26 protein-coding genes are annotated in these 25,861 nt (G+C 69.8%); 14 read left to right on the top strand and 12 right to left on the bottom strand.

Annotated elements, in window-relative coordinates:
• Nucleotides 1-446: 446 nt before the first annotated feature.
• Nucleotides 447-1,397, bottom strand: a complete 951-nt coding sequence (locus H6A23_RS07870; protein WP_204831645.1) for an SPFH domain-containing protein — start codon at nt 1,395-1,397, stop codon at nt 447-449.
• A gap of 120 nt (nt 1,398-1,517) precedes the next feature.
• On the opposite strand from H6A23_RS07870, the gene H6A23_RS07875 reads away from it, so the two are divergent.
• The 3 genes from H6A23_RS07875 (at nt 1,518) to H6A23_RS07885 (ending at nt 4,869) form a co-directional block, all read left to right on the top strand.
• Entirely contained in the window at nt 1,518-2,528 is a 1,011-nt protein-coding gene (locus tag H6A23_RS07875; protein WP_204831646.1) for a hypothetical protein, read from the top strand.
• A gap of 88 nt (nt 2,529-2,616) precedes the next feature.
• On the top strand, nt 2,617-3,771 hold the full coding sequence (locus H6A23_RS07880; RefSeq protein ID WP_204831647.1) for an aldo/keto reductase: 1,155 nt from the start codon (nt 2,617-2,619) through the stop codon (nt 3,769-3,771).
• 117 nt (nt 3,772-3,888) lie between these two features.
• A complete protein-coding gene (locus H6A23_RS07885; RefSeq protein WP_204831648.1) occupies nt 3,889-4,869 on the top strand; it encodes a hypothetical protein in 981 nt (326 codons plus the stop codon).
• A gap of 44 nt (nt 4,870-4,913) precedes the next feature.
• Here H6A23_RS07885 and H6A23_RS07890 read toward each other — a convergent pair whose 3' ends face one another.
• Nucleotides 4,914-5,120, bottom strand: a complete 207-nt coding sequence (locus H6A23_RS07890) for a helix-turn-helix domain-containing protein (protein WP_204831649.1) — start codon at nt 5,118-5,120, stop codon at nt 4,914-4,916.
• Nucleotides 5,121-5,130: 10 nt separating this feature from the next.
• On the bottom strand, nt 5,131-5,781 hold the full coding sequence (locus tag H6A23_RS07895; protein WP_204831650.1) for a DUF2975 domain-containing protein: 651 nt from the start codon (nt 5,779-5,781) through the stop codon (nt 5,131-5,133).
• A gap of 155 nt (nt 5,782-5,936) precedes the next feature.
• Here H6A23_RS07895 and H6A23_RS07900 point away from each other — a divergent pair, with 155 nt between their 5' ends.
• The 4 genes from H6A23_RS07900 (at nt 5,937) to H6A23_RS07915 (ending at nt 9,301) form a co-directional block, all read left to right on the top strand.
• Nucleotides 5,937-6,515, top strand: coding sequence for a xanthine phosphoribosyltransferase (locus tag H6A23_RS07900; protein WP_204831651.1), 579 nt, complete (start codon nt 5,937-5,939; stop codon nt 6,513-6,515).
• A 293-nt stretch (nt 6,516-6,808) separates the two neighbouring features.
• Nucleotides 6,809-7,120 (top strand): ArsR/SmtB family transcription factor, encoded by a 312-nt coding sequence (locus tag H6A23_RS07905; RefSeq protein ID WP_286165905.1) that lies wholly within the window; start codon nt 6,809-6,811, stop codon nt 7,118-7,120.
• Nucleotides 7,121-7,129: 9 nt separating this feature from the next.
• Nucleotides 7,130-7,348, top strand: a complete 219-nt coding sequence (locus tag H6A23_RS07910) for a cation transporter (RefSeq protein ID WP_204831653.1) — start codon at nt 7,130-7,132, stop codon at nt 7,346-7,348.
• Between the two features lie 48 nt (nt 7,349-7,396).
• Complete coding sequence (locus H6A23_RS07915; RefSeq protein ID WP_204831654.1) at nt 7,397-9,301, top strand: heavy metal translocating P-type ATPase; 1,905 nt, start codon at nt 7,397-7,399, stop codon at nt 9,299-9,301.
• Nucleotides 9,302-9,409: 108 nt separating this feature from the next.
• On the opposite strand, the gene H6A23_RS07920 is transcribed toward H6A23_RS07915, so the two are convergent.
• Nucleotides 9,410-9,670 carry a glutaredoxin family protein gene (locus H6A23_RS07920; protein WP_204831655.1) on the bottom strand — a complete coding sequence of 87 codons (261 nt, stop codon included), beginning with the start codon at nt 9,668-9,670 and terminating at the stop codon, nt 9,410-9,412.
• A 102-nt stretch (nt 9,671-9,772) separates the two neighbouring features.
• On the bottom strand, nt 9,773-10,813 hold the full coding sequence (locus tag H6A23_RS07925) for a D-alanine--D-alanine ligase family protein (RefSeq protein ID WP_204831656.1): 1,041 nt from the start codon (nt 10,811-10,813) through the stop codon (nt 9,773-9,775).
• A gap of 99 nt (nt 10,814-10,912) precedes the next feature.
• Here H6A23_RS07925 and H6A23_RS07930 point away from each other — a divergent pair, with 99 nt between their 5' ends.
• From H6A23_RS07930 to H6A23_RS07940, 3 genes are all read left to right on the top strand, one after another.
• Nucleotides 10,913-11,344 (top strand): hypothetical protein, encoded by a 432-nt coding sequence (locus H6A23_RS07930; RefSeq protein ID WP_204831657.1) that lies wholly within the window; start codon nt 10,913-10,915, stop codon nt 11,342-11,344.
• Nucleotides 11,345-11,576: 232 nt separating this feature from the next.
• Nucleotides 11,577-12,773 (top strand): MFS transporter, encoded by a 1,197-nt coding sequence (locus H6A23_RS07935; protein ID WP_286165906.1) that lies wholly within the window; start codon nt 11,577-11,579, stop codon nt 12,771-12,773.
• A gap of 309 nt (nt 12,774-13,082) precedes the next feature.
• Nucleotides 13,083-14,093 carry a dipeptidase gene (locus H6A23_RS07940; RefSeq protein WP_204831658.1) on the top strand — a complete coding sequence of 337 codons (1,011 nt, stop codon included), beginning with the start codon at nt 13,083-13,085 and terminating at the stop codon, nt 14,091-14,093.
• 126 nt (nt 14,094-14,219) lie between these two features.
• Here the strand turns inward: H6A23_RS07940 and H6A23_RS07945 are convergent, their stop codons facing one another.
• The 3 genes from H6A23_RS07945 to H6A23_RS07955 all read right to left on the bottom strand — a co-directional run bounded on the left by H6A23_RS07945 (nt 14,220) and on the right by H6A23_RS07955 (nt 17,207).
• Nucleotides 14,220-15,461, bottom strand: coding sequence for an FAD-dependent oxidoreductase (locus H6A23_RS07945; RefSeq protein WP_353653036.1), 1,242 nt, complete (start codon nt 15,459-15,461; stop codon nt 14,220-14,222).
• Between the two features lie 2 nt (nt 15,462-15,463).
• Nucleotides 15,464-16,111, bottom strand: coding sequence for a bifunctional 4-hydroxy-2-oxoglutarate aldolase/2-dehydro-3-deoxy-phosphogluconate aldolase (gene eda, locus H6A23_RS07950; protein ID WP_204831659.1), 648 nt, complete (start codon nt 16,109-16,111; stop codon nt 15,464-15,466).
• A 64-nt stretch (nt 16,112-16,175) separates the two neighbouring features.
• On the bottom strand, nt 16,176-17,207 hold the full coding sequence (locus H6A23_RS07955) for a sugar kinase (protein ID WP_353653037.1): 1,032 nt from the start codon (nt 17,205-17,207) through the stop codon (nt 16,176-16,178).
• Between the two features lie 132 nt (nt 17,208-17,339).
• Between H6A23_RS07955 and H6A23_RS07960 the strand changes: the two genes are divergently transcribed.
• Nucleotides 17,340-18,356 carry a LacI family DNA-binding transcriptional regulator gene (locus tag H6A23_RS07960; protein ID WP_204831661.1) on the top strand — a complete coding sequence of 339 codons (1,017 nt, stop codon included), beginning with the start codon at nt 17,340-17,342 and terminating at the stop codon, nt 18,354-18,356.
• A 338-nt stretch (nt 18,357-18,694) separates the two neighbouring features.
• On the opposite strand, the gene H6A23_RS07965 is transcribed toward H6A23_RS07960, so the two are convergent.
• The 4 genes from H6A23_RS07965 to H6A23_RS07980 are packed head-to-tail and all read right to left on the bottom strand — an operon-like array spanning nt 18,695 to nt 21,619.
• Nucleotides 18,695-19,228, bottom strand: a complete 534-nt coding sequence (locus H6A23_RS07965) for an ECF transporter S component (protein ID WP_353653039.1) — start codon at nt 19,226-19,228, stop codon at nt 18,695-18,697.
• A 5-nt stretch (nt 19,229-19,233) separates the two neighbouring features.
• Nucleotides 19,234-19,965 carry an energy-coupling factor transporter transmembrane component T family protein gene (locus H6A23_RS07970; RefSeq protein WP_204831663.1) on the bottom strand — a complete coding sequence of 244 codons (732 nt, stop codon included), beginning with the start codon at nt 19,963-19,965 and terminating at the stop codon, nt 19,234-19,236.
• A complete protein-coding gene (locus H6A23_RS07975) occupies nt 19,962-20,804 on the bottom strand; it encodes an energy-coupling factor ABC transporter ATP-binding protein (RefSeq protein WP_204831664.1) in 843 nt (280 codons plus the stop codon). Before H6A23_RS07975 ends, H6A23_RS07970 begins: the two co-directional genes overlap by 4 nt.
• Entirely contained in the window at nt 20,795-21,619 is an 825-nt protein-coding gene (locus H6A23_RS07980; protein WP_204831665.1) for an ATP-binding cassette domain-containing protein, read from the bottom strand. The genes H6A23_RS07975 and H6A23_RS07980 overlap by 10 nt, the downstream gene beginning before the upstream one ends.
• Before the next feature lie 182 nt (nt 21,620-21,801).
• On the opposite strand from H6A23_RS07980, the gene H6A23_RS07985 reads away from it, so the two are divergent.
• The 3 genes from H6A23_RS07985 (at nt 21,802) to H6A23_RS07990 (ending at nt 25,832) form a co-directional block, all read left to right on the top strand.
• On the top strand, nt 21,802-22,794 hold the full coding sequence (locus H6A23_RS07985) for a helix-turn-helix transcriptional regulator (protein WP_204831666.1): 993 nt from the start codon (nt 21,802-21,804) through the stop codon (nt 22,792-22,794).
• Between the two features lie 108 nt (nt 22,795-22,902).
• Nucleotides 22,903-23,763, top strand: a complete 861-nt coding sequence (locus H6A23_RS11555; RefSeq protein ID WP_286165907.1) for a glycoside hydrolase family 3 C-terminal domain-containing protein — start codon at nt 22,903-22,905, stop codon at nt 23,761-23,763.
• Entirely contained in the window at nt 23,760-25,832 is a 2,073-nt protein-coding gene (locus H6A23_RS07990) for a glycoside hydrolase family 3 N-terminal domain-containing protein (RefSeq protein ID WP_286165910.1), read from the top strand. The genes H6A23_RS11555 and H6A23_RS07990 overlap by 4 nt, the downstream gene beginning before the upstream one ends.
• The last annotated feature ends 29 nt before the right edge of the window (nt 25,833-25,861 follow it).

Below are 25,861 nucleotides of genomic sequence, written 5' to 3' on the forward strand. Positions count from 1 at the left end.
AGATGTGTATAAGAGACAGAACCCGCCCCGAACTGCCGCCCGATTGCCCCCCGGCCGCCGAAACCCCGCGCGACTGGGTGGGCATGGACCTTGAGGCCGGCCAGGGCCACCCCGACGCGCCGAACCCCCGCGACTGGGTGGCATCCCTTATATAGAAAGCCGAACCCATCAAGGGACGCGCCCAACCACGCCCCCTTTATGGCAGAATCTACAACTAAAAGATTAAGTTTGCCCTTCTGACCAACGAGTGCGCTCCCGTTCATCAAAGATGCCACCCAATCGCGCGCAGTCTGCGCGGGGACGGGGGCGGGGGCGGCCCGGCCACGGGGACGGAAAGGGAGCGACCCGGCCGCGGCGGCCGGAAGGCGAGAAGAACGGGCGGGCCCCGGACGCCCCCAGATGAGGGAGACCGAAGCCCGCCCGAGGTGGAGCCCGAAGGCGCGCGGCTACTTCTGCGGGGCCGCCGGCGGAACCTTGGAGCCCTCGTTCGCCTGCCCGGCGGCGAGCATCTGCTCGAACATGCCCGCGGTCTGCGTGAAGTCGCTCGGCAGCACCACGGTGGAGCTCTTGCCCGCCTTGGCGAACTCACCCATCATCTCGGTCCACTGCGTGAACATGAAGAGCTGGTTGGCCTCGGCGGCCGAGACGCCCGTCTCTTGGATCGTGGCGAGCGAGTCGGAGATGCCGGCGGCGATGGCCTTGCGCTGGTTGGCGATGCCCTCGCCGGACTTCTCCATGGCCTCGGCCTCGGCCTGCGCCTCGGTCACGCGGCGGATGCGGTCGGCCTCGGCGAGGTCCTGCGCGGCGGCCTTGGTGCGCTGGGCGGCGTTGATCTGGTTCATCGAGTCCTCGACCTCGGCCGGCAGCGCGATCTTGGTAATCAGCGTGGAGACGAGCGTGAAGCCGTAGGCGGCCATCTGCTCGGACACCGTGGCGTTGACGTCCTTGGCGATGTCGTCCTTCTTGGCGAAGACCTCGTCAAGCGTGTAGACCGGGATCGACGAGCGCAGCGCGTCGGTGATGAAGTCGCGCATCTGCGCCACCGGCTGCTGCAGCATGTAGTAGCTCTTGTAGACGCCGGACTGCTGCGGGGTGGCGCCGGTCTCGTAGCTCACGTGGTACTGGGCGGAGATCTCGAGGCCGATGGTGACGTTGTCCTCGGTCTTGACGTCGATGTTGAAGCCGTTCTTCATCGTGCGGAGGCTCACCGTGGCGGCCTTGCGGTCCACGAACGGAATCTTGGCGTGGAAGCCCGCGCCCACGATGCGGTGGAACTTGCCCAGCCGCTCGATGATCACGGCGTGCTGCTGCTTGACCACGTAGAACAGGTTGCCGGTGACAAGGCCCACGATCAAGAACACGACAAGGACGAGAAGAACGAAGCCTAAGAGCTCCATGGTCACTCCCTAGAACGTCCAACAGGTTCTTCTCAGCATACCCAACTGGCCGGACAACAATATACTGGGGGCAGAGTTTTTACCGTGAGCTGGCATTTTCATCGGACGGAGGGAGCCCCCATGTCCGCTTTCCGCTTCTCGCGCCCCGACGAGTCCCAGGTGGACCCCTTCAACGCAGGGGAGCCCGAGCTCCCCTGCGACGAGCCCGACCTTCCCGGCGCCGCGCCCGAGGGGCCGGGCACCGAGGGACCCGACTACGCCCCGCACGGCGAGCCAGGCGGCCAGCCGCACAAGCCCGACGACAACTACCAGGCGCCCACCACGCGCGGCCACGCCTACGACGCCCCCTCGACCGACGAGCCCCCGGCGCCGCGGCGTCGGAATCGCCGCGGGCGGCCCGCGGCGACCGAGCCCGTCAGCACCCGCGGGGCCTCGGGCTCGAGGGTCGGGAAGCTCGTCGCGGCGGTCGTCGCCATCATCATCGCCGTGAACGTGGCGGCTCCCATCCTCATGCTCGTGGGCGAGTCCGCGGAGAACGTGTCCTCGTCTACCGAGGACGTCTCCTACCTGGTCCACGAGAGTGACGATGCCGACGAGGAGGCCCTCGAGCTCGCCGCCTCGGCCGCCCTCTCGGGCGCGCTCGCGGACCCGGAGTCGGGCGCCCTGCACGGCCGCATCGCAGAGTACCTCGACGAGAAGCTCCTCACCATCGAGGGCTACTCCGCCGAGCAGCTGGGGATCGACGCGGACGCCTTCGCCACCTGGGCCGTCTCCCAGACGTCCTTCTCGACCGACGGGGGCTACGACTGGGAGGACGGGACGGCGACCGTCTACGTGGACATCGTCGCGCCCAACGTCAACGACATCTTCTGGGCCGCGAACGAGGGGCTGTCCGACTACCTCATGGAGAACGACCTCTGGGGCAGCTACTCGGAGGACGCCGCGCCGCTCTCGGAGGACCAGCGCGCCGTCGCGGCCACGCTCTTCGAGGACGCCGTGGACGCCGCGGGCGCCGCGGGCGCCGGCGAGTCTCTGAGCTACTCGCTCGACCTCACGCTCGAGGACGACGCGTGGGTCGTCGATGCCGACAGCCTCTCCGACCTCTTTGTGAGCGCCTACTCCCTCTGGTAGGGCGACCTGCCGGAAGGGCCCCTTCTCGCCGGGGGCGGGCGGGGACGGCGTACAATGGTCCCGGCACATCCGAGGGAGAGGGGACCCCATGAACGCCACCGCACCCACCACGCACGCCGCGCCCTTCGAGGGCGCGCGCGGAAAGCTCGGCTTCGGCTGCATGCGCCTGCCCAAGCTCGAGGACGGCACCATCGACATCGCCACGTTCACGGAGATGGTGGACGCCTTCCTCGACGGGGGCCTCAACTACTTCGACACCGCGCGCCCCTACCACTCCGGCGGCTCCGAGCCGGCGCTCGCACAGGCGCTCGCCGCGCGCCACGACCGCTCTGAGTTCCTGCTCGCGGACAAGCTCTCCCCCAACGGCTTCGAGCGCCGCGAGGACATCCGCCCGCTCATCGAGGACCAGCTGCGCGCCTGCGGCGTGGACTACTTCGACTTCTACCTCATGCACTCGCAGGGCATGGGCAACTACGAGAAGTACCAGCGCGAGGGCGCCTACGAGGAGGCCTTCGCCGCGCGCGACGCCGGGCTGGTGCGCCACGTGGGCTTCTCGTTCCACAGCAACGCGGCCTTCCTCGACAAGATCCTCACCGACCACCCCGACGTCGAGTTCGTCCAGCTGCAGGTCAACTACCTCGACTGGGAGAGTGGTGTCATCCAGAGCCACGCGTGCTGCGAGGTGGCCGCCGCCCACGGAAAGCCCGTCATCGTGATGGAGCCCGTCAAGGGCGGCCGGCTTGTCAACCTGCCCGAGGAGGCGCGCCGGGCGCTTGCCGCCGCGGGCCCGGGCTCGCCCGCGAGCTTTGCGCTTCGCTTCGCCGCGGGGCTGCCGGGCGTCGAGATGGTGCTCTCCGGCATGGGCACGCCCGAGATGATCGCGGAGAACGTGGCCACGTTCTCGCCGCTCGAGCCGCTCTCCCCCGCCGAGCGCGACGCCATCGACCGCGTGACCCAGATCCTGCGCGGCCAGAACGCCATCGAGTGCACCGCCTGCCGCTACTGCGTGGACGGCTGCCCCAAGAAGATCAACATCCCCGACGTCTTCTCCTGCCTCAACGCCAAGCGCGCCTACGGCGAGGACTCGGCCGGCTTCTACTACAAGTCCGTCCACACGGGCCACGGCCACGGCCTGGCCTCCGAGTGCGTGGGCTGCGGCGCCTGCGAGCGCGCCTGCCCGCAGCACCTGCCCATCCGCGAGCTCCTGCGCGAGGTGGCGGCCGAGTTCGAGACCGAGGCCTAGGGACGCGGGCGAAGCCTCTGCCTCGCCGAGGCAGAGGTTTTTCTCGGCGTGTGAATACACCGGGCCCCCGCGGGGAACAAAAAACTGTCAGAAAAACGACGAGACCCGGGAGGCCCCATGGCAGACACGTACGACGAGAAGAACCCGGCCCCCGAGCAGCGCGCCCACTTCGCGAGCCCCGGCATCTTCGAGGTGGGCCACTCGCCCAACGAGGTCGTCCCCGCCGCGGACGGCCCCGAGCCCATCGAGGGGCGCCTGCGCAAGGCGCCGCTGCGCGTGCCGGACAACTACGAGGAGTGCAGCGGCTTCACGCTCTTCGGCCGGCGCATCCGGACGCTCCTCTACTCCACCGACGTCGCCGCGATCCGCAACTCCAACGCGGACGCGATCTTTGCCGTCTACCCGTTCACCGCGCAGCCCGCCATCACGCAGGCGCTGCTCACGGTGGCCGAGGCCCCGCTCTTCGTGGGCGTGGGCGGCGGCACCACCACCGGCCGGCGCGCCGCCGAGCTCGCCGCGGTCTCCGAGATGCAGGGCGCGGCGGGCGTGGTGCTGAACTCCCCCGCCACCCCCGAGATGGTGGCGCAGGTGTCCTCCACCGTAGACATCCCCGTCATCGCCACGATCACGCGCTTCGACAACGAGGCGGCCGAGAAGATCGGCCGCGGCGCGCGCATCATCAACGTCGCGGCCGGGCGGCGCACCCCCGAGGTCATCGCCGAGCTGCGCGCCGCCTTCCCCACGCTGCCCATCATCGCCACCGGCGGGCGTGACGACGCGACGGCCGCGGCCACCGTCGCCGCCGGCGCCAACGCGCTCATCTGGGCGCCTCCGAGCGTGGTGGAGCTCCAGCGCGACATGATGGTCCGCTACCGCGAGAAGGCCGAGGCCGCGGCGCAGGCCGCCGGCGAGGAGCGCCCCGTCGCCACCGTCGTGCCCGACATCACGGACATGCCCGTCGCCGATGTGCCCAACGGCGTGGTGGAGAGCGTCCCGCCCGAGGTCGAGGCCTCCGAGCAGATCGGCGACGAGGACTTCGTGAGCCCGTATCGCGGGCGCCTGCCGCGGCTGCCGTTCTTCGGACGGCGCGCCAAGTAGCGGGCGCACGTCCTTCTCGCCCGCGCCCCGCTCGCCGCGCGGCGCTACTCGTCCGGCACGTACTCGAGGATGTCGCCCGGCTGGCAGCCGAGCTCGCGGCAGATGGCGTCGAGCGTGGAGAAGCGCACGGCGGAGATCTTGCCGCACTTGATGCGCGAGAGGTTGACCTCGGTGAGGCCGATGCGCTCGGTAAGCTCCTTCGAGCGCATCTTGCGGTCCGCGAGGACGCGGTCGAGGCGCAGCACGATCATTTGCGGACCCTCACAGCGTCTCGTCGTCCTGCCGCTGCAGGACGCACCCGTACTCGAAAATCTTGGTGATGGCGACAAGCAGCACGCCGAGCGCGACGAGTCCCAGGTCAAACCCCGAGGACCCCAGGGGCACCAGGCCGTAGGCAACCGCCTCGCCTCGGCCCAGGAGCTCCCTGACCGCGGCGGAGGAGAGCGCGTTGCCCAGCGCCGCGAGCGCGGTGGGCACGCAGCCCGAAAGCAGGGGCAGAACCGCCGTTGTCCGCAGCTCGCGCACGCGCTCCGGCGAGAAGGCCCGCCCCGTCCGGGCGATGCGCCGGCACATGCGCCACGCGACGACAAACGCCGCGCCGGCGAGCGCGCCCTTTGCCACCCCTGTGGCCATCACCTGCACGGGATTGCCGTAGAGCGTCACGTTCCCGCCGTACTCGCTTCTCTGGAGGACCACCGTGCCGGACGTCTCGTTCGCCGTGAGAAACGCGGTGATCGGGTCCCGGCCGGTGCTCGCCATGCTGGCCTGCGTGACGGCCAGGGCCGCGGCCAGCGAAAGCGCGGCGTATGCGATCGACACGGCCGCCACCGTCGCGCAGAACCAGGAGGCGACGCGGGCCGTGTGCCTGCCCCTGAGGTCGACCTGCCCTCTCGCCTGCATGTCCTCCGTCATGGTTCCCTCCGTTCTTCTCGCCGTGCGCTTATCGTTCTTCTTCCACTAATTATCGATAGTCGATAAACAGCGACAAACTTTCAGGTGAGCGGAACCAAATGCGCGCCGAGCGTGCATAATGGACGGAACGCCAACAGGATCGAGAGGGGCCACGCATGCTGGAGCTTGAGGACCGCATCCGCAGGGACGGGATCGTTCGCGAGGGCAACGTCCTCAAGGTGGACAACTTCCTCAACCATCAGTGCGACGTGGCCCTCTACGACCGCATGGGCGCCGAGTGGGCGCGCCTCTTTGCCGGCAAGCGCATCGACAAGATCCTCACGATCGAGGCCTCCGGCATCGGCATCGCGTGCGTCGCCGCGACCCACTTTGGCAACGTGCCCGTGGTGTTTGCGCGCAAGACCGAGTCCAAGAACCTCGACGGAGACCAGTACCGCACCAACATCACGAGCTACACCAAGGGCCGCGAGTACCAGGTCATCGTGGCCAAGCGCTTCCTCACGCCCGGCGAGCACGTGCTCGTGATCGACGACTTCATGGCCATGGGGTGCGCCATGAATGGCCTGCTCGAGATCTGCGACGAGGCGGGCGTCATCGTGGAGGGCATCGGCATCGCCATCGAGAAGGGCTTCCAGCCTGGCGGCGCCGAGCTGCGCAAGCGCGGCTACCAGGTGGAGTCGCTCGCCGTGGTGAAGTCGATGAACGCAGAGACCGGGGAGATTGAGTTCGCGTAGGCCCCTATCCCAGCTGCGGTCGACATTTCACTTCTAGGTGTTTTTTTCGGGCCTCGTGAAGTAGCCCAGCTGCGAGCACGCCTCTGAGCAGGTCTTTTCTGACGGACGATTGCCCCTCTACTTGGATAACCCAAGAAAAACACCTAGAAGTGGAAAAATGCCCTGACGAAGCCGCAAAAAGGGCGACGGAGCGGCCAAATTATCGTTGACATATGAACACATGCTCATATAATCATGTTTGAGCACATCGTATGAATGTTTGCTCAGATGTTCATTCAGCGAGAGGAGAGCGCATGCCCGAGGAGCCCACCCCCACCGAGATGCCCGACGAGGAGCTGCTCTATGACCTCGCCGACCTGTTCAAGGTCTTCAGCGACACCACGCGCATCAAGATCCTCTATGCGCTCATGGGTCGCGAGCTCTGCGTGGCGGACATCGCCGAGGAGACGGGCTCCACGCAGAGCGCCGTCTCCCACCAGCTGCGGACCCTCAAGTCGGCGCGCCTGGTGAGGTTCCAGCGAGACGGGCGCAACGTCCTGTACTCGCTCGCCGACGACCACGTCTACACGATGCTCAACCAGGGCATGTCCCACATCTGCGAGTAAGGAGGCCCCATGCGCAAGTCATTCAGGCTCGACGAGATCGACTGCGCCAACTGCGCGCGCAAGCTGCAGGACGAGCTCGCCAGGGTAGACGGCGTCGACGCCGTCTCCGTGAACTTCCTGACGCAGAAGCTCACGCTCTCCGCGGCCGACGACCGTTTCGACGACGTCCTCTCCCGCGTGGTCGCGCGTGCGGCCAGGCTCGAGCCCGACTGCAAGATCATCCGCTAATTGCACTAATTGGGGACGTGTTTTTCCCCAAATTGCAGAGGAGATGCTATGAACAGGAAGCAGCGGCGGTGGCGCAACCGCATCATACTGGCGCTCGTCCTCTTTGCGGCGGCGCTCGCCGTCGAGGGGACCGGCCTTCTCACGCGCGCGTTCGGCTCGCCGGGAGACGTCTACGCGAGCTTCGCGCTCTTCCTCGTCCCCTACCTCATCGCGGGCTACAAGACCCTGCTCGAGGCGGCGCGCAACATCCGCCGCGGCGACCCCTTCGACGAGGCGTTCCTCATGTCCGTGGCCTCCCTCGGCGCCTTCGCGATGGTCGCCTTCCCCGAGGCCGACCCCCACATGGCCGAGGGCGCCGCCGTCATGCTCTTCTACCAGGTGGGCGAGCTCTTCCAGAGCTACGCCGTCGGCCAGAGCCGCAAGTCCATCGCGGCCATGATGGACATCGCGCCCGAGTACGCCAACGTCGAGAGGGGCGGCGCCCTCGTGCAGGTCGACCCTGCCGAGGTCGCGCCCGGCACGCAGATCGTGGTCAAGCCCGGCGAGCGCGTGCCGATAGACGGCGTGGTCATCGAGGGCGCAAGCCAGCTCGACACCGCCGCCCTCACCGGCGAGTCCGTCCCGCGCCACGTGGAGGCGGGCGCCGAGGTCGTCTCCGGTTGCGTCAACATGACGGGCGTCCTGCACATCCGCACGACCAGGCCCTACGGCGAGTCCACGGTCGCGCGCATCCTCGAGCTCGTGGAGAACGCGAGCGAGAAGAAGGCCCGCACGGAGAACTTCATCACGCGGTTCGCCCGCGTCTACACGCCGGCGGTCACGCTCTCCGCGCTCGCCCTCGCGGTGATCCCGCCGCTCGCGGGCCTGGGGGCGTGGTCCGACTGGATCTTGCGCGGGCTCACCTTCCTCGTGGTGAGCTGCCCGTGCGCGCTCGTCATCTCCGTGCCGCTCAGCTTCTTCGGCGGCATCGGCGGCGCCTCGCGCCTCGGCATCCTCGTCAAGGGCTCCAACTACCTCGAGCTTCTCGCCCGCGTGGACACCGTCGTCTTCGACAAGACCGGCACGCTCACGAGCGGCACCTTCGACGTGGTCGCCGTCCACCCCGAGGCGGGCGTGGACCCGGACTACGTGCTGTCCATGGCGGCGCACGCGGAGTCCTTCTCGGACCACCCCATCGCCGTCTCGGTGCGCGCCGCCTACGCCGGCAAGATCGACCGCGAGATAATCGACGAGGTGCGCGAGGAGTCCGGCCACGGCGTCAGTGCCCGCGTGAGCGAGCACGTGGTCCTCGTGGGCAACGACAGGCTCATGGCCGAGCACGGCGCCCGCTGGCATGACTGCGACCTCACGGGCACGATCCTCCACGTCGCCGTGGACGGCGCGTACGTGGGCCACATCGTAATCGCCGACGTGGTGAAGGAGGACGCCGAGGAGGCGATCCGCGACCTCCACGCCGCCGGCGTACGCCGCTGCGTCATGCTCACCGGCGACCGCCAGGACGTGGCCGAGGCCGTGGCCGCGCGCCTGGGAATCGACGAGGTGCGCGCCCAGCTCCTGCCCGAGGACAAGGTCGACGAGGTGGAGCGCCTGCTCGCGGGCGAGAGGGACGGCGCGCGCCTCGCCTTCGTGGGCGACGGCATCAACGACGCGCCCGTGCTCATGCGGGCGGACGTGGGCATCGCCATGGGCGCGATGGGCTCAGACGCCGCCATCGAGGCCGCCGACGTCGTCCTCATGGACGACCACCCCTCAAAGATCGCGGCCGCCATGCGCGTGGCGAGAAGGACGATGCGCATCGTGTGGCAGAACATCGTCTTCGCCCTGGGCGTGAAGCTCCTCATCCTCGTGCTCGCCGCCTTTGGCATCGCCAACATGTGGCTCGCCGTCTTCGGCGACGTGGGTGTGGCCATGATCGCGATCCTGAACGCCATGCGCTGCATGCGCGTCAGGTAGCCGCGGGCATCCGGGAAATAATAAGCGGGCCGGGCGCAGGGGCATGCGCTCCGGCCCGGCCCGGTCCTTCTCGCCCGCCGTGCGGCCGCAGGCCGCCGCGAGGCACGCTTAGCGCAGGTTCGCCGCGAGATAGGCGATGATGTCGTCAGACTCGTACATCGGCGCGCCGTCGACGAAGAGGCAGGGGACCTGCCCCTTGCCGCCCACGCGGACGAGCTCGTCGCGCGCGGCGGGGTCTGCCGTGATGTCCTCCAGCGCCACGCGCCCGTCGTCGAGCCCCACGCGGGCCATGTAGGCGAGGACCTTCTGGCAGTACGGGCAGCCGGGCATGATGAACAGACGGTGGGAGGGCGAATCGGACGCGGGCATGGTGGCTCCTCTCGAGTCGGGCTCTTCCGACCGTATCCTACCCACGGCACGCGTCGCGATGCGCCCTCCACGAAAACTCGCCTAAACGGGGACAGGCCCCTTTTAGGCGAGTTTTTCGGCGACGAGGGACTCGAGGACGTCGCCGAGCTCGTGGCCGGCGACGCGCATCATCTGAGGGAAGCGCGAGTAGTACGTGAGGCCGGGCATGGAGTTGACCTCGTTGAAGACGACCTCGCCCTCCGGCGTGACGAAGAGGTCCACGCGCGCGAGGCCCTCGCACCCGAGCGCCTCATAGACGGCCGTGCCGGCGGCGCGGACGCGGGCGAGGACGTCCTCGGGGAGCTGCGCGGGGCAGCGGAGCTCGGTGTTGGCGCCCGGGTCCTTCTCGAGGTGGATGCGGAAGAAGCCGTCGCCGGAGACCACGATCTCGTCGGGCTCGCCCATCCAGGTGCCGCGCGCGGCATCGCCCACAATGGCGCAGCCCACCTCGACGCCCGTGATGGCCTCCTCCACGGCGACCTTCTCGTCGAGGGCAAACGCCGCCTCGAGCGCCTCGGCATAGGCCGCCTCGTCCGCCGCGCGGGAGACGCCGATCGAGGAGCCGCCGCGCGCGGGCTTCACGAAGACCGGGTAGCCGCCGCAGGCCTCCACGGCCGCGGCGCGCGCCTCGGCGGGGCAGCCGCGCCAGAGCACCTCGCAGCGCGGGGAGCGCACGCCGGCCGCCGCGGCGAGCCGGTGCGACGCGTCCTTGTCCATGCACACGGCGCTCGCCATGACGCCGCACCCCACGTACGGGACGCCGGCGACCTCGAGCGCCCCCTGGACGGTGCCGTCCTCCCCGCCCTGACCGTGCAGGACGGGCAGCGCCACGTCAACCTCGAGTGGACGCGGACCGCAGCCCTCGGGGAGCTCGACGAGCCCCGCGCCCGGCACGAGCGCCACCGGCGTGCAGTCGTGGCGCTCCCACGCGCCGGTGAGCTCCGCCGGGTCGCCCTCGTAGCGGAGCCAGCGGCCGTCGCGCGTGATGCCCACGAGCACGAGCTCAAAGCGGCCGCCGAGCGCAGAGACGACGTTGTCGGCGGACTTGCAGGAGATGTCGTGCTCGGTGGAGACGCCACCGAAGATGAGTGCCAGCCTGGTCATGACCTACCCTTCGTCGGATACCTTCACCCGCCCCATTATAGGGGTGGCGCGAGACGGCTCGCGGTATAGTTGAGAGGACCGTCGCCCTAAGGAGGAACCATGTCAAAAGAGCGCAAGCTCCTCAAGATCATCTGCTTCCTGTACGTCCTCGATGCCGTCGCCTGCCTCGCCCTCGGCGGCGTCACGCTCGCCGGGATGGGCCTTCTCGACCCCGCCGACGTCGTGAGCGTGGGCGGAATCGACTTCAACCTGCAGGCCTGGGCCGTCATCTTCGGCGTCTGGGGCATCCTCTCCGGCGTCTTCTACCTCGTCTTTGCCGGGGCGGGCATCCGCGGCGCCAACACCCCGCGCAAGATCGGCCCCTTCCGCGCCATGAGCGTCGTCGCCGTCATCTGCTCCGTCGTTGGCCTCGTGCTCGGCGTCGCCCTCGACGGGGCGGCCGCAAACGCGAGCCTGTACGCCGTCTCGATCGTCTTTGCGGTGCTGTGCGTCGTGCTCTCCGGCAAGGTCAAGGAGCAGGCCGAGCGCTGAGGCGCGCGAGAGGCTGCCAAGAGTGTCACGCGAAAGGCGTCCGTCCCAGGGGCGGGCGCCTTTCGCATGCCGCGCCGGTCGACCTCCTCGACACACATCTCGCGGGGGAATATGCCCGTATAGTCAGAAAACCCTGTAAAGTGGCATGCTACCTGACATGGTGCTACCACCGCTCGCGCATCGGATGCGATACAGTCTCCCCAGCAAATAACGCACGCCCCGAAAGGACCCCATGGCCACCTCGCCCGCACCCCGCATGAAGGCCAGCGAGCTCCTGCCGCTCATCGCGCTCACGCTCTCGGCCTTCCTCCTCAACACCTCCGAGTTCGTGCCCATCGGCCTGCTCACGGACATAGCCGGCGCGTTCTCCCTCAGCGAGTCCGGGGCCGGGCTCATGATCTCGATCTATGCCTGGGCCGTGGCGCTCCTCTCCCTGCCGCTCATGCTCGCCGCGAGCCGCATCTCCCCCAAGGCGCTCATCGTGTCGGTGCTCGCCGTCTTCTGCGCGGGCCAGGTCGCCTCGGCGCTCGCCCCCACGTTCGAGCTGCTCGTGGCCTCGCGCCTCGTCGTGGCGGCGGCGCACGCAGTCTTCTGGTCCGTAGCGTCCCCCTTCGCCGTGCGCGTCGCCGCGCCCGAGCGCTCCTCGCTCGCCATGAGCATGATCGTCACCGGGACCTCGGTCGCCATGATCTTCGGCCTGCCGCTCGGGCGCGCGCTCGGGCTCGCGCTCGGCTGGCGCATGACCTTCGTGTGCGTGGGCGCGACGGCGGCCGTGGCGCTCCTCGGGCTCATCGCCTTCTTCCCGCGTCTTGAGGCGGGCGCGCCGTTCACGCTCGCGCGCCTGCCCGAGCTCGCGCGCAGCCGCGCGCTCGTGGGCCTCTACCTCGCCACCATCCTCTTCGCGACCGGCTACTACACCGGCTACAGCTACATCGAGCCCTTCCTCCAGCAGGTTGCCGCCATGCCCGACGCGCTCATAACCGTGGCGCTCACCGTGTTCGGCGTCGCCGGGCTCGTCGGGAGCTGGTTCTTCGCGCGCCTCTTCGACGGGCACCGCAGGGCCTTCCTCACCGCCACGATGGTCGGCGTCGCCGCCGCGCTGCTCCTCCTCTCCCCGCTCGCGGGCATGGCGGCGGGACCCTTCGCGGTCTGCGCCCTCTGGGGGGTGTCCGCCACGGCCTTCAACGTCGCCGCCCAGGCCGAGATCATCCGCATCACCTCCGAGGAGGCCTCGCCGGTGGCCATGTCGATCTTCTCCGGCCTCTTCAACGTGGGCATCGGCACCGGCTCGATCGTCGGCGGCATCGTCTGTGACGCCGTCGGCGTGGGGGCGGTCGGCATTGTCGGGGGCGTCGTCGCCACGGCAGGGGCGCTCTACTGCATCGCGCGCCTTGGGGGCCTGCTCGAGGGCGCGCGGGCCGGCAGGTAGGCGCGCTCCCGGCCCCCCGGACGCGCAGTTGGCCCCTTGGCGCGAAGAAAGCGGTCCCGCTTGCGCAATTGGCCCCTTGGCGCGAAGGGAGTTTGCCCCCTGGATGCGTTCCCGCAGCGGGATATCTCCTCTCGTCGAAGAAAAGCCGCAGTTGGCGGGCCGTCACTATTTGGAATGTCCCGAAAAACCCTTCGCACCAAGGCACTGACTGCGCAAAAGACGCCCATAATTTCGCACCAAGGCGCTGGTTGCGCAGCGACCCGCCATCTGCGCCATCGCCCTGCCGACCACAAGGACCGAGGGAGCACGATGACCTGTCCCGTATTCGACCTGCACTGCGACACCGCGGACCGCATCGCATGGCAGACGCTTCCGGAGGACCTGCGCCGCGCCTGCGGGGCGGACTTCTACGGCCCCGGCGACGCGGACGACCCCGCAGGCTGCCGCGAGCTCGCCCGGAGCCGCTGCCACGTCTCGCTCGAGGCCGTCGGCAAGACACCCTGGGCGCAGTGCTTCGCCTGCTTCATCCCCGACGAGCTCTCCCCCGGACAGGCGGAGCGCTTCTATCGGCACGTCTCGACGTACCTCGAGGCCCAGGCGAGGAAGTGCGCAGACGCCGTGACGGTCGTGCGGGCGGCCGGGGAAATCCGCCCCCTCCTCGCGGCCGGGCGCATGGCCGCCATCCGAACAATAGAGAACGCGCGCCTCTTTGCCGCGGACCTCGGCCTCGTGTCACGCCTCGCCGAGCAGGGCGTCCTCATGGCCTCCCTCAGCTGGAACGCCGAGGGCCCGCTCGCAAGCGGCTGCGACTCCCACGCCGGGCTCACCCCGCTCGGCGCGCAGGCGCTCGCGGAGATGGAGCGCGCCGGCATGGTGCTCGACGTCTCCCACCTCAACGACGAGGGCCTCGCGGACGCGCTCGCCCGCACGGCGTGCCCCGTCGTGGCCAGCCACTCGAACTCCCGCGCCGTCTGCACGCACCCGAGAAACCTCACCGACCGGCAGTTCCTGGAGATTCGCGACCGAGGGGGCCTCGTGGGCCTCAACCTCTGCTGCGGCTTCCTGCGCGAGGGCGCCGACGCCGGCGACGTCACGTTCGACGACGTGGCAGCCCACGTCGAGCACTGGCTCGACCTCGGCGGCGAGGACGTCATAGCGCTTGGGGCGGACTTCGACGGCGCCACCGTCCCCGCCTTCGTAGACGGGGCACAGGCGCTCCCCGAGCTCCAGGCCCTTCTCGCCGCGCGCTTTGGGGAGGACGTCTGCGAGCGGCTCTGCTCCGGCAACGCGCTCGCGTTCTTCGAGCGCGCAAGCGGCTAGGGGCGCGCGGCCCCAAGGAAAACGCCCCTCCCCGCCCTGGCTGGAGGGCGGGGAGGGGCACTGGAAAGGAGGCTCGGCGCGGGGCGCATGGCGGGACCCCGCGCCGAGATGGAACAGCGAGGCGGATTAGGGCTTTGTCGGCGCGGCGGCGGAGAGCCCCATGTAGGCGACCATCCCCTCGACGGCGCGCTTGGCCCCGGCGACGGCGTGCACCACGGTGCGCGGGCCGGTGGCCACGTCGCCCGCGGCAAAGACGCCCGGGACGGTGGTCATGCAGGACTCGTCGACCTCGAGCAGGCCGCGCTCGTTGGTGGCAAGCCCCGTCGTGGTGAGCACGAGCTTGTTCTTGGGCAGCTGCGAGACGGCGATGATCACGGTGTCGCAGCGCACGTGGTCGAGCTCGTCCTCGTAGCCCACAACCTGGTTCTTCTCGTCGAAGATCGCGGTGCGGAAGGTCGGGCCCTCGTCGTCGATGGAGACGACGTCCTTGCCGTAGACGATCTCTGCGCCCTCGAGCTCGGCGTACTCGACCTCCTCGGAGCTGGCGGTGACCTCGCGCGTGTTGGAGTAGAGCGTCACGCGGCGCGCCCCGTGGCGCAGGGCCGAGCGCGCCACGTCCATGGCGACGTTGCCCACGCCGATGATGGCCACGTCGCGCCCGATGGCCACGCTCGAGGGGTCCACGAGGTAGTCGATGCCAAAGAAGACGTTGCCGCGTGCCTGGCCGAGGATGTCGAGCTTGCGGGCGCGCCAGGTGCCGGTGCCCACGAAGACCGCGTCGTAGCCGTCGCGGAAGAGGTCGTCGATGTGCAGGGCCCCGCCGATCGTGGTGGAGGGGCGCACGCGCACGCCGAGCGCGCACATGACCTCGCGGTAGCGCTGGACGAGCTCCTTGGAGAGGCGAAACTCCGGGATGCCGTACTGCAGCACGCCGCCGATCTCCGTGCGCTGCTCGAAGACCGTGACGGCGCAGCCGCGCGCGGCGAGCTTGATCGCCACCGTAATCCCCGCGGGCCCCGAGCCGATGACGGCGACGGACTTCCCGCAGGGCTCCGGGCGCGCCGGCTCCAGACGGTCGAGGTAGGTGCTCGAGATGTAGTGCTCGATGCTCGAGAAGTGCACGGGGTTGCCCTTGCGGGCCTGGACGCAGTTGCCCTCGCACTGGTTGGAGTGGTTGCACACGAGCGAGCACACGGCGCTCATGGGGTTGTTCTCAAAGAGGAGGGCGCCCGCCTCGTCCATCCGGCGCTCCTTGAAGAGCCGGATGACCTCGGGGATGGACGTGTGGACGGGGCAGCCCCGCTCCTGGCACATCGCCCGGCGGCAGCCCAGGCAGCGGTTGGCCTCCTCGATGACGTGGACGGCCACGGCTAGCCCCTGATCTCGCGGACGAGCGCGGCGGCCTCGGAGGTGAGCTCGAGCATGCGGTCGAACTCGCCGGCGCGGATGAGGTCGGGCTTGACCATCCAGGTGCCGCCGCAGGCGAGAATCGCCGGGCACTCGAGGTACTCGCGCAGGTTGGAGGCGGAGACGCCGCCGGTGGGCATGAAGCGGTGCCCCACGAAGACCGAGGCGAGCGCCTTGATGGTGGCAAGGCCGCCGTACTGCGCCGCCGGGAAGAACTTGGTGACCTCGAGGCCCGCGTTCACGAGCGCGGTGACCTCGGTGGGGGTGACGCCGGCCGGCAGCACCGGCACCTCGTGCTCGAGGCACCAGTCGACGACCTGCATGTTGTAGCCCGGGGAGACGATGTAGCGCGCGCCCGCGTCCACGGCGCGGCGCGCCTGCTCGAGGTTGAGCACGGTGCCGGCGCCCACGAGCAGGTCGGGGCACTTCTCGCTCATCTCGTGGATGGCGTCGGCGGCGCAGGCGGTGCGGAAGGTGACCTCGGCGGAGGGCAGGCCGCCCCTCACGAGGACGTCCGCCACCGGAAGGGCGTCCTCCACCCTGTCCAGCACGACGACCGGCACCACGCCGACCTTCTCCACCTGGCTATAGAACCCGTCCATATACCCCATGTCTCTCCCCTCCTGCCGGGACCCCCGGCAAAACCTGACAGACGACCCTGTCACCTTTGTCATGCTAGCGGGCGACGCGCGTGCCGGCGCCCTTCGACGCCACCGCCTCGATCTCGGCGGGCGTCACGAGGTTGGAGTCCCCGTGGATCGTGAGCTTGAGGACGCTCGCGGCGATGGCGTACTCGCTCGCGTGGTCGAGGTCGAAGCCGTGAAGCAGCGCGTGGACGAGCCCGGCGCCGTAGGCGTCGCCGGCGGCCACGCCCTCGAGCACGTGCACGTGGTGGACGGACGAGAAGTGCGGCTCGCCGTCCGCGTAGACCATGCCCATCCAGTCGGAGTCCTCGACGGAGCGGACGTCGCGGATGACGGAGGCCACCATCCCGCAGCCATAGCGCTCGCAGATCTGGCGCGCCATCTCCACGTAGTCCTCGCGCTCCTCGATCCCGTTGGCGAGCGAGCCGGAGACGCAGGTCATCCCCAGCGCGGAGGGGGCGTCCTCGTCGTTGGCCACGCAGACGTCCACGTGGGGCATGAGGCGCGCCATCACGGCCTGGGCGCGCTCCGGGCTCCAGAGCTTGCCGCGGTAGTTAAGGTCGAGCACGGTGGTGATCCCGCGCGCGCGGCAGGCGGCGAGCGCCTCCTCGCAGGCGAGGGCCATCTCCTCGGAGACGGCGGGCGTCACGCCGGAGACGTAGAAGGCGCCCACGCCCTCGAGGATGGCGTCCCAGTCGAGCTCGTCGTGGCGCGCGAGCGAGATGGCCGAGTACTTGCGGTCATAGACGCAGCCGTTGGAGCGCACCGACGCGCCCACCTCGAAGAAGTAGGATCCCAGGCGGTCCCCCGAGCGCACGACGCGGGAGACGTCCACGCCGTAGGCGGCGAGCGAGCGCAGCGCGCAGTCGCCGACGCGGTTGGCGGGGACAATGGAGACGAAGGCCGCCTCGTCGCCCTGGAACGCGAGCGAGAGCGCGACGTTGGCCTCGGCGCCGCCGTAGCGGACGTCGAAGGTGGAGGCCTGCTCGAGGCGCAGGTTGTCCGGCGGCGAGAGCCGCATCATGATCTCCCCGAACGCGAGCACCTTGGTCTTCTCGTCCACCACGTCTCCCATCTTCAGTGTGTCTAGCTTTAGGAAATCGATTTCCCAACGGCATGTAGTATAGTACCGAGAAGAACGATCTGCGCGCGGGCCCGCGCGCACACGAAGTCTCGACAAAAACGGGAGGGCGGCATGGCGCGCACGAGCATCCGAGACGTCGCCCGCGAGGCGGGCGTGAGCCCGGCCACCGTGTCGCGGTTCCTGAACGGCCGCTGGACCTCCATGTCGGCAGAGACGCGCGAGCGCATCGCGCAGGTGGTGGAGCGCACGGGCTACCGGCCGAGCAGCGTGGCGAGGAGCCTGCGCCTGGAGACCTCGCACACGCTCGGCGTGGTCATGGCCGACGTCCGAAACCCCTACTCCGGCGAGGTCCTGCAGGAGCTCTGCGACCAGGCCGAGGCCGCCGGCTACACGCTCATGTGCTCCTTCTCCGAGAACGACCCCACGCGCGAGGCGGACGCCATCGAGCGGCTCGTGGACGCGCGGGTGGACGGCCTCGTGGTCAACACCACCGGCGGCAACGACGAGCTCATCGCCGAGACGGCGACACGCGTCCCCACATGCCTGCTCGACCGCGCCATCGCAGGCCCGGAGGGCGGCGCCTGCGGCGTGGACCTTGTGACCTCGGACAACGCGCGGCTCGTGGAGCGCCTGCTCGAGCTGCTCGAGCGGCGCGGGGCGAGAAGGGCCGCGCTGCTCACCGAGCCCGTCTCCACGAGCGCCACGCGGCGCGCCCGTGCCGAGGCCTTCGCCGCCGGGCTCGCCCGGCACGGGATGGAGGGCTCCGTCGAGGGGCTCGGCGAGGGGGGCGCGGGCGTCGACGAGGTGCTCGGCCGCCTCGCGCGCGGGCGCGGCGAGGGGCCGCTCGCCCTCGTGGCGGTGAACGGCCTCGTCTTCCTGCGCCTCGTGGAGGCCCTCGGCGGAAGCGGCCTTGCGGTCGGGCGCGACGTGGCGCTCGCGACCTTTGATGACTACGCCTGGAACCGCGTGCTCTTCGGCGGCGTGACCACGGTCGCGCAGGACACGGCACGCATGGCCGGCGAGGTCCTCGTGCGCGTGCTCGCGCGGGCGAAGGACCCGGCCCGACCGACCGAGCGGGTGGAGGTCCCCGGCACCGTCATCGAGCGCGCGAGCACGCGGCCGGCGTGACGACGGGCCGGCGCCCGCCGCGCAGAAAGCGTCGCGAGCCCCCCGCGGAGCAGAGCTGCGGGGGCCTCGCGACGTTCTTCTCGGCTCTTTTGTCGCCAGGGCCCCGCACGGTGACGGAGCGGGGCGTTCGCAACGTTCTTCTCGGCACGATTGTCGCGAGCCCCCGCACGGTGACGGAGCGGGGGCCTGGCGACGGTTTTCTCGATGCAAACGTCGCGAGCCCCCCGCACGGCCGTCGTGCGGGGGGCTCGCGACAGTTCCCTCGCCCATCCTGTCGCCAGAGCCCCGCATAGCAACCGTGCGGGGCGCAGGCGGCGAATCCGGGCGGACGGGCGCGGCTACTCCTCCGAGTCCGGGTAGCGCGGCGGGACGAGCCCGGCGCGCTCGAGCGAGACCACGATCGGCACCACCACGGCGAGCTGCAGCACGATGCCCGTGATGCACGTCACGAAGGACGCCGCGAGCCAGGCCTCGAGCGAGTAGGACCCCGCCGAGAAGATGAGCGCGCGCAGCACGCCCGAGACCACGCGGCCGGCGAGCATGGCGCCCACGAGCGAGACGTAGAGGTCGGCGGTGGTGTTGCCGGTGCGGACCACGCGCGAGAGCAGGCCCGAGACCAGGCCGTAGACAAGAAGCTCGCAGGTCATGGGCGGCAGCATCGGGGCGGGCGGCATGCCCGTGAGCAGCCCGGAGAGCACGGGGGCGAGCACGCCCGTCGCGGCCCCCGCGGCGGGGCCCGCCACGAGACCGGAAATCATCACGGGGATGTGCATGGGCAGCCAGGTGGCGCCCGCGTTGGGAATGGAGTGGAATGCCATCGGGAGCACGATCCCGAGCGCCGCGCACACCGCGGCGATGACGACCTTCTTCACCTGACTCAATGGAACCTCTTCCCCTCTCCCGTCGGAGCGGCGGCGCGCGGGCGCGCGATCCGGTACCCGCGGGCCTCCATGGCGCAGGAGAGCTCGTCGGCTCGCCTCATCGCCGATACGAAGATGGGTACGAGCAGCCGCACATAGCTGACGGCTCGTCGCACAATACCATGAGAAGCGACGCCGCCGCAACGTATTTTCTGCGCGCTCATGAGCTGGCGGCTCTCGCGCAGGAGCGTGGGGACAAACTGCACCGTCACGCCCACGGCGAGCGCGGCGGCCTCGGCGGGCAGGCCCAGTCGCGCGAGCGGGGCGAGAAGGCGCCGCACGCCGCCCACGAGCTCCTGCGGGCGCGTGGTCGCCGTGAGGAGCGTCCCCAGGACCACCACCAGAAGCGTGCGGACCACCACGCGCGCGCCCTGCGCGACCCCCGCGGCCGTGAGGTGCGCGGGCCCGAGCGAGCAGATGGGGTCGGCGTCGCTGAAGAAGAGGGCGTTCATGGCGAGGACCATGAGCAGGAACCACCTTAGGCCCCAGGCGGCGCGACCGGCGGCGCGCCAGCCCACCCGCGAGACGGCCACGAGGGCGGCCACGCCCGCCGCCGCGGCGAGAAGCTCGAGCGGGCTCGAGGCGAGCACGACAAGGACCACGCAGGCGAGAAGGACGAGGAGCTTGGGGCCGGCACCCATGCGGTGGAGCGGCGAGTCCGCCCACACGTAGCCGAAAGGCGACCTCATGACGCCCTCCCCCGCGTGATGGCGGACGCGAGCTCCCCGGCCGTGAGCGGCGCGCCGGGCACGTCCAGGCCCGCCCTCCTCAGCGCGGAGGCGGCTCGCGCGGCGCAGGCGCCCTCGAGGCCGTGGGCGCGCATGAGCTCCGCGTCTCCGAGAAGCTCGCGCGCGGGGCCCTCGAGCGTCACGCGGCCGCACTCGAGCACCGCCACGCGGTCGGCGACGGCGGCGAGCGCGTTGGCGTCGTGGCTGGCCATGACGACGGTGGCCCCCTCCCCGGCCGCGGCGCGCACCGCGCCGAGGCACGCCGCGCGGGCGCGCGGGTCGAGCCCCGCCGTGGGCTCGTCGAGCAGCAGGAGCGCGGGGCGCAGCGCCAGCACCGAGGCGATGGCCACGCGCCGCTGCTGGCCGCCCGAGAGCGCAAACGGCGAGCGATGCCCCAGCTCGTCCAGGGAGAGCCCCATGAGCGCGAGGGCCGAGGCGGCCCGCTCGCGCGCCTCGCGGGCGCCCACGCCGCGCGCGAGCAGCCCGAAGGAGACCTCGCGCTCCACCGTGGCCTCGAAGAACTGGCGCTCGGGAATCTGGAAGACGAGCCCCACGGACGCGGCGAGCCGGCGCGCGCCGGGGCCCCGCAGCGCGTCCGCGCCGTCCAGAAGGAGGCTCCCGGAGTCGGGCGGCAGCACGCCGGCGAGGACGTCGAGCAGGGTCGACTTGCCCGAGCCCGTCTGGCCCATGAGCCCGGTGACGCCGCCGGCGAGCTCGAGCGTCACGCCGTCGAGTGCACGGTTCCTCTCGCCCGCCGCCCCCTCGTAGGTGACGGACGCCCCCTCGAGCCTCACTCGCACAGCGCGCTCACCAGCCCCTCCACCGTCACGGGCGCGGGCCCGGACACGACGCCGGCCTCCTCGAGCCTGCGCCAGGTGCGCACCACGAGCGGCGGCTCCAGCCCGGCGCCCTCGAGCAGCGCCTCGTCCGCGAGGACGTCTGCCGGGGCGCCGGCGGCCGCGACCTCGCCGGCGCGCATGACCACGACGCGGTCCGCCCGGGCGGCGAGCTCCATGTCGTGGGTGATCCAGATGACCGTGGCGCCCCGCTCCGCGCGCGCCCGCGTCACGGCGCGCACGAGCTCGTCGCGCCCCCGCGGGTCGATCATGGAGGTCGCCTCGTCGAGCACAATGACGGCGGCGTCGCACGCGAGCACGCCCGCGAGGGCCACGCGCTGCTGCTGGCCGCCGGAGAGGGCGTGCGTGTCGCGCCGCTCGAAGCCCGCGAGCCCCACCGCGGCGAGGGCCGCCGACGCCGCCTCCCGCGCGCGCCGCTCGTCCGCGCCGAAGTTCAGCGGCCCGAAGGCCACGTCCTCCCCCACCACCGACGAGACGAACTGGTTCTCCGGGTTCTGGAAGACCATCCCGCAGGCGCGGCGGAGCTCCCAGACGCGCGTCGGGTCCGCCGCATCAATCCCGGCGACGCGCAGCTCTCCGGCCTGCAGGGGGACGAGCGCGTTCAGGTGCCGCGCGAGCGTGGTCTTGCCGGAGCCGTTCTCGCCCACGATGGCCACGAACTCGCCCGGCGCGACGTCGAGCGAGACGTCGCGCAGCGTGGGGCGGCTGCGCGCGTACGCGTGGCTGACGCCGCGCGCCTCCACGATCTTCTCGCCCATCTCGCCCCCTCGATAGTTGACACAGCGTCGACAATTGTAGCGAGACTCCGCCGCACGCGCCATGCCATCGCCCCGCGCACGGGGCGCGCCGTCGGGCGGAGACCTCCCGACCATCACGAGTTGGCATGCTAAAATCTCAGGTGGCGTTGGGACGAGGACGAGAGGGACGAGGGGCTCCGAGCATGCAGCGAAGCCAGCTCAACAGGGCGATCAACACCCTCGCGGAGCGGTTTCGCGAGCGGGACTGGGCCTACTACGACGTCTCCGGCGAGGCGCGGCGCGCAGCCGGGGACGCGGGCGCCGAGCTCATGTTTCATTGGCATGCGGGAGACGACGAGATACAGGTCTGCGCCTTCAGGGGAACGGCCATCGAGGAGCGCTTTCATCGGCAGGACTTCTTCTTTCTGAACTACGCGTACCGCGGCGGCTACACGGCACTCAGCGGGTCCGCCGACAACCGGATCCACGTCCACGAGGACGACTGCTACGTGGGACAGCCCTTCTCGGCATACGCCCTCGAGAGGTCCCTCGACGAGCGCGGCTGCGTCATCATCGGCGTGCTCATCCGCAAAGACGCGTTCTTTCGAACGTTCCTCCCGGTGCTCTCCGCGCAGCGCGACCTCTACGACTTCTTCGTGGAGCCTCGGGAGAACGAGTTCTCCACGCGATCTTTGCACGTCCACTTCGATGCCGACGACCCCATCCGCGACCTGCTCGCGCTTATGGTCTGCGAGTACGCGCGGCCGCAGGAGGACAGCCAGACCAAGCTCAAGGCGCTTGCGATTGCGGCCTTCGTCCAGGTGGCGCGGCGCTGCGACGACGGGCTCGGCCGCCCTCAGGACGACCTCGTGTCCCGGCGCGTCATCCGCTACCTCGCCGCGCACCCCGAGGTGACCACCCTCAAGGCGGTGGCCGCGCACTTTGCGTACCATCCCAACTACCTCTCGGGGCTCCTTCACCAGGAGACGGGGAAGACCTTCTCCGCGATTCTCGCCGAGCAGCGCATGGGCCGGGCCCGCGACCTGCTGGGCAGCACCGACCTGAGCGTCGACGAGGTGGCTCGGATGGTCGGCTATCGCAGCACGTCGAACTTCTATCGGGCCTTCCGCGGCCACTTCGGCATGGCGCCGGGGGCGCTCAGGGCGTCGGCCGACCATCAGCCTCCCCTAACCTGAGAAAAGCGCAGGGCGGCTCCTGAGCCTTGCCCTTCCTCGCCGCATCCCGCGAACATACCTTCTTCCTAAGGCACCTGAAAAAACTCTGATGCGGAAGGGAGAAAGGCAATGCTCGAACTGCAGATGGAAGACGTGCTCGTGATGCTTGAGTCGCTCGCGCCCCAGCTCATCGCCATCGGCGTCGCGCTCGTCGCGGGCCTCGTCATCACGTTCGCCGTGAACAGGAGGACCGTGCGCCGGGCCGCCACGCGCCGAATGGTCCGCGCCCAGACCTGGATCGTCGTGGCCGCCGTCGCGCTCGTCTCGGTGAACTCGATGCTTCACGGCCCGCTCAGCACCGTCCTCTCGCTCGTCTCGGGCGAGGGAACGCTCTCGGATGAGACCATCGAGCGCGCGAGTGACCTCACCGAGGAAATCGAGGGAGAGGGCATCGTCCTTCTCAAGAACGAGGGCAAGACGCTGCCGCTCGAGGACACCACGAGGCTCAACGTCTTCGGCTGGGGCTCCACCAACGGCGTCTACGGCGGCGTGGGCTCCGGGTCGGTGAGCGACACCTACCCGATTACCTCGCTGCTTGACGGGCTTCACGAGGCGGGCTTCGAGACGAACGACGAGCTGACCGAGCTCTACACGAGCTACCGTGCCGACCGCCCCGCGGTGACGCCGCGCGACCAGGACTGGACCGTGCCCGAGGTCCCCGTTGACCAGTACTCCGACGAGCTTCTCGCCAACGCGCGGAGCTTCTCCGACACCGCCGTCGTAGTCATCACCCGCGTGGGCGGCGAGGGGCCGACCTCCCCAAGGACGTCAACGCCATCACCGTGCGGGGCGAGGACAGCGTCGACGCCGCGCAGTACGAGCAGGAGACGGGCAACACCTACGAGAAGTACCTCAACAACTCCGCGGACTATGACGACTTCGAGGCGGGGCAGCACCTGCTCGAGCTCTCCCGCACCGAGCGCGACATGATCGAGCTCGTCTGCGCCAACTTCGACGACGTCGTTCTCGTCTACAACGGGGCGAACACCTTCGAGCTCGGCTTTGTCGACGAGATTCCCCAGATCTCGTCCGTGCTCTGGGTGCCCCCCGCGGGCCAGACGGGCTTCGTCTCGCTCGGGCGCATCCTCGCCGGGGACATCAACCCCTCCGGCCGCACCTCCGACACCTTCGTCGCCGACTTCACGCAGGCGCCGTCCTTCAACAACTTCGGCGAGTTCATCTACGACAACATGGACGAGTTCGAGGCGGGCGGCTTCCGCGGCAGGCCCACGATCCCCTCGTTCGTCACCTACACCGACGGCATCTACGTCGGCTACCGCTTCTGGGAGACCGCGGCCGACGAGGGGCTCGTCGACTACGACAGCGCCATCGTCTACCCCTTTGGCCACGGCCTGTCCTACACGGCCTTCGAGCAGGAGATGGGGCCGCTGAGCGTGGGAGACGGCAGCGTGTCCTTCGACGTCACCGTGACCAACACCGGCGACGTCGCCGGCAAGGACGTCGTCCAGGCCTACTACAATCCGCCGTACACGAACGGCGGGCTCGAGAAGGCCAGCGCCAACCTCGTCGCCTTTGAGAAGACCGGCCTCATCGAGCCGGGCGAGTCCCAGACCATCGAGGTCACGTTCGACGTCGAGGACATGGCGTCCTATGACACGACGGCGGCGGAGGGCGCCGGGGCCTACGTGCTCGAGTCGGGGGACTACGTCATCTCGCTGAACGAGAACTCGCACGACGTCATCTCCGAGCAGACCTGGTCCTGCCCCGAGACCATCGTCTACGACGCCGACAACCCCCGCTCCTCCGACAAGGCCGTCGCCGCCAACCAGTTCCAGGACGTCGAGATCGACGCCCCCTACCTCTCGCGCGCCAACGGGTTTGCCAACTACGAGGAGGCCGTCGCCGCGCCCACCGACTTCTCCCTGCCCGAGGAGCTCAAGGCGACCTTCGTGAACAACTCCAGCTACGACCCGACGGAGTTTGACGACCCCTCGGACGAGATGCCCACGACCGGCGCGGACAACGGCCTGTCCCTCGCCGACATGTACGGGCTCGACTACGACGACCCCGCCTGGGACAGCCTGCTCGACCAGCTCACCTTCGAGGACATGGACACGCTCATCGCCTCCGGCGGCTATGGCAACGCCTCCATCGAGAGCATCTCCAAGGCCTACCAGTACGACCTCGACGGGCCCGCGGCGCTCAACAACAACTTCACCGGCGTGGGGTCGATCGGCTTCCCCTCGAGCGTCTCCGTGGCATGCACGTGGAACAAGGGCCTCGCGTACGAGTACGGCCTCGTCATCGGCGACATGGCCATCGAGATGGACACCACCGGCTGGTACGCCCCCGCCGTCAACATCCACCGCAGCCCGTTCTGCGGCCGCACCTTCGAGTACTTCTCCGAGGATGCCCTGCTCACCGGCGCCATCGCGGCGCAGGAGGTCGCGGGGGCCAAGGAGCGCGGCGTCTACGCCTACGTCAAGCACTTCGCGCTCAACGAGCAGGAGACCAACCGCGAGAGCATGCTGTGCACCTGGGCCAACGAGCAGTCCATCCGCGAGGTCTACCTCAGGCCCTTCGAGCTGACCGTCAAGGACGGCGGAACCACGGCCATCATGAGCTCCTTCAACTACGTGGGCACCACGTACTCCGGCGGCTGCTCCGAGCTCCTCGACACCGTGCTCCGCGGCGAGTGGGGATTCCGCGGCGCCGTCATCACCGACTACTACGGGGGCTTCGGCTACCAGAACGCCGACCAGTGCATCCGCAACGGCAACGACCTCATGCTCGCCTCGACCGACACCACCAACCACGTGACCGACGACTCGGCCACCTCCGTGCTCGCCATGCGCGAGGCCGCCCATAACATCCTCTACATGGCCGGCAACAGCTGGATGTACGAGAACGGAATCCCGCAGGTCGGCATCCTCGCGTGGCAGTGGGTCGACTACATCGTGTCCGGCGTCATCGTGGTCGCCCTCGTGGCGCTCGAGGTCATCGCGGTGCGCCGCTTCCTCGCGGCCCGCGACGCGTAGCGCGACCGATCAGCCCTCCCTTCCCGGCG

Origin of the sequence: Olsenella uli (assembly GCF_016900775.1) — a bacterium.
GTDB lineage: Bacteria > Actinomycetota > Coriobacteriia > Coriobacteriales > Atopobiaceae > Thermophilibacter > Thermophilibacter uli_A.

What these genes read in the sequence shown, in the direction of transcription:
- H6A23_RS07920 (WP_204831655.1), bottom strand. Translation starts at nt 9,670, where the DNA reads ATGCCCGCGTCCGATTCGCCCTCCCACCGTCTGTTCATCATGCCCGGC.
- H6A23_RS07905 (WP_286165905.1), top strand. Translation starts at nt 6,809, where the DNA reads ATGCCCGAGGAGCCCACCCCCACCGAGATGCCCGACGAGGAGCTGCTC.
- H6A23_RS07940 (WP_204831658.1), top strand. Translation starts at nt 13,083, where the DNA reads ATGACCTGTCCCGTATTCGACCTGCACTGCGACACCGCGGACCGCATC.
- H6A23_RS07890 (WP_204831649.1), bottom strand. Translation starts at nt 5,120, where the DNA reads ATGATCGTGCTGCGCCTCGACCGCGTCCTCGCGGACCGCAAGATGCGC.
- H6A23_RS07985 (WP_204831666.1), top strand. Translation starts at nt 21,802, where the DNA reads ATGCAGCGAAGCCAGCTCAACAGGGCGATCAACACCCTCGCGGAGCGG.
- H6A23_RS07900 (WP_204831651.1), top strand. Translation starts at nt 5,937, where the DNA reads ATGCTGGAGCTTGAGGACCGCATCCGCAGGGACGGGATCGTTCGCGAG.
- H6A23_RS07930 (WP_204831657.1), top strand. Translation starts at nt 10,913, where the DNA reads ATGTCAAAAGAGCGCAAGCTCCTCAAGATCATCTGCTTCCTGTACGTC.
- H6A23_RS07895 (WP_204831650.1), bottom strand. Translation starts at nt 5,781, where the DNA reads ATGACGGAGGACATGCAGGCGAGAGGGCAGGTCGACCTCAGGGGCAGG.
- H6A23_RS07885 (WP_204831648.1), top strand. Translation starts at nt 3,889, where the DNA reads ATGGCAGACACGTACGACGAGAAGAACCCGGCCCCCGAGCAGCGCGCC.
- H6A23_RS07925 (WP_204831656.1), bottom strand. Translation starts at nt 10,813, where the DNA reads ATGACCAGGCTGGCACTCATCTTCGGTGGCGTCTCCACCGAGCACGAC.
- H6A23_RS07935 (WP_286165906.1), top strand. Translation starts at nt 11,577, where the DNA reads ATGGCCACCTCGCCCGCACCCCGCATGAAGGCCAGCGAGCTCCTGCCG.
- eda (WP_204831659.1), bottom strand. Translation starts at nt 16,111, where the DNA reads ATGGGGTATATGGACGGGTTCTATAGCCAGGTGGAGAAGGTCGGCGTG.
- H6A23_RS07980 (WP_204831665.1), bottom strand. Translation starts at nt 21,619, where the DNA reads ATGGGCGAGAAGATCGTGGAGGCGCGCGGCGTCAGCCACGCGTACGCG.
- H6A23_RS07880 (WP_204831647.1), top strand. Translation starts at nt 2,617, where the DNA reads ATGAACGCCACCGCACCCACCACGCACGCCGCGCCCTTCGAGGGCGCG.
- H6A23_RS07915 (WP_204831654.1), top strand. Translation starts at nt 7,397, where the DNA reads ATGAACAGGAAGCAGCGGCGGTGGCGCAACCGCATCATACTGGCGCTC.
- H6A23_RS07970 (WP_204831663.1), bottom strand. Translation starts at nt 19,965, where the DNA reads ATGAGGTCGCCTTTCGGCTACGTGTGGGCGGACTCGCCGCTCCACCGC.
- H6A23_RS07875 (WP_204831646.1), top strand. Translation starts at nt 1,518, where the DNA reads ATGTCCGCTTTCCGCTTCTCGCGCCCCGACGAGTCCCAGGTGGACCCC.
- H6A23_RS07870 (WP_204831645.1), bottom strand. Translation starts at nt 1,397, where the DNA reads ATGGAGCTCTTAGGCTTCGTTCTTCTCGTCCTTGTCGTGTTCTTGATC.
- H6A23_RS07990 (WP_286165910.1), top strand. Translation starts at nt 23,760, where the DNA reads ATGATCGAGCTCGTCTGCGCCAACTTCGACGACGTCGTTCTCGTCTAC.
- H6A23_RS07910 (WP_204831653.1), top strand. Translation starts at nt 7,130, where the DNA reads ATGCGCAAGTCATTCAGGCTCGACGAGATCGACTGCGCCAACTGCGCG.
- H6A23_RS11555 (WP_286165907.1), top strand. Translation starts at nt 22,903, where the DNA reads ATGCTCGAACTGCAGATGGAAGACGTGCTCGTGATGCTTGAGTCGCTC.
- H6A23_RS07960 (WP_204831661.1), top strand. Translation starts at nt 17,340, where the DNA reads ATGGCGCGCACGAGCATCCGAGACGTCGCCCGCGAGGCGGGCGTGAGC.